The following is a 1,506-nucleotide window of genomic DNA, read 5'->3' on the forward strand; positions in this document are numbered from 1 at the left end:
ACGCTGGACGGCTACAAGTCCGGTCTCAACGTCAACGCCGTCTCGATCGAGGATGCGGCACCGCCACGCGAAGTGGCCGATGCGTTCGATGAGGTGCAGCGCGCCGAGCAGGACGAAGACAAGTTCGTCGAGCAGGCCAACCAGTACTCCAACCAGAAGCTCGGCCAGGCACGCGGCGAGGCCGCACAGATCCGCGAAGACGCGGCCGCCTACAAGAACCGGGTCGTGCAGGAAGCCGAGGGTGAGGCGCAGCGCTTCATCTCGGTCTATGACGAGTATGCCAAGGCGCCCGATGTGACACGCAAGCGGCTCTACCTCGAAACCATGGAGAAGGTTCTGAAGGATTCCAACAAGGTTATCGTCGAGCAAGGCAACGGGCAGGGTGTTGTGCCCTATCTGCCGCTGCCGGCATTGCAGCCGAAAGCGCCGGCACCAGCCGCCGCTGGTGGCGTTACGGGAGGTAACCAGTGATGGCCAACCGTCTTCCCATCATCGTCGTCGCAGCGGCCGTCATCCTGTTCCTGCTCTATTCGTCGGTCTTTGTGGTCAATGCGCGCCAGCAGGCACTGGTGCTCAGGTTCGGCGAGATCGTCGACGTCAAGAGCAAGCCCGGCATCTACTTCAAGGCGCCGTTCTCGTTCTTCGACGCCGACACGGTGCAACTGATCGAGAACCGGGTGCTGCGCTTCGACCTCGACAACATTCGCGTCCAGGTGTCGGGCGGCAAGTTCTATGAGGTCGACGCCTTCATCGCCTATCGCATCTCGGATCCGCGGGTCTTCCGCTCCGCCGTGTCCGGTCAGATCGAATTGGCCGAAGCCCGGCTCAGGACGCGTCTCGACGCCGCCTTGCGCCGTGTCTACGGTCTGCGCGATTTCGAGGCCGCACTCTCCGAACAGCGCGCCGTGATGATGCGCGAAGTCCGCGATCAGCTCAGGCCCGACGCAACGTCGCTCGGCCTGCAGATCGAGGATGTCCGTATCCGCCGCACGGATCTCACGGCCGAGGTCTCACAGCAGACCTTCGACCGCATGAAGGCGGAACGCCTGGCGGAAGCCGCGCGGCTGAGGGCACGCGGTAACGAAGCGGCGCAGCGCATCACGGCCCGCGCCGATCGCGAAGTGGTCGAGATCGTCGCCGAAGCGCAGAAAGAGTCGGAAATCCTGCGAGGCGAGGGCGAAGCCCAGCGCAGCGCCACGTTCGCGGGAGCGTATCAGCGCGATCCGGCTTTCTTCGACTTCTACCGGTCGATGAATGCCTATGGCACGGCGCTGGACAACACCGGAACGACGATGGTGCTGTCGCCGAACTCGGAGTTCTTCCGTTTCTTCCGCAATCCCGACGGCAGCGAGGCGCCGGCGAAGTCGGTTTCGCCGGCCCCAACCGCTCCGGCGACGGCACCTGCCGCGCCGGCGGCACAGCCAAGCACCGGCCAGTAGCGGCCGGTGCAGGATTTTCTCGCCGCCATGGGCCTCGTCCTTGTCATAGAAGGTCTGGTCTATGGCG

Annotated in this window: 2 protein-coding genes; both read left to right on the forward strand. The window is 64.3% G+C overall.

Annotated elements, in window-relative coordinates; translation table 11 throughout:
* Positions 1 to 471 (forward strand): protease modulator HflK (locus EN935_RS35550; protein WP_164771663.1); only part of this gene is annotated, 471 nt, incomplete at its 5' end.
* On the forward strand, positions 471 to 1,439 hold the full coding sequence (locus EN935_RS35555) for a protease modulator HflC (RefSeq protein ID WP_127265621.1): 969 nt from the start codon (positions 471 to 473) through the stop codon (positions 1,437 to 1,439). The genes EN935_RS35550 and EN935_RS35555, both read left to right, overlap by 1 nt.
* Positions 1,440 to 1,506 lie beyond the last annotated feature (67 nt).

Source organism: Mesorhizobium sp. M7D.F.Ca.US.004.03.1.1 (assembly GCF_003998635.1).
Classification (GTDB): Bacteria; Pseudomonadota; Alphaproteobacteria; order Rhizobiales; family Rhizobiaceae; genus Mesorhizobium; species Mesorhizobium loti.

What these genes read in the sequence shown, in the direction of transcription:
- EN935_RS35555 (WP_127265621.1), top strand. Translation starts at nt 471, where the DNA reads ATGGCCAACCGTCTTCCCATCATCGTCGTCGCAGCGGCCGTCATCCTG.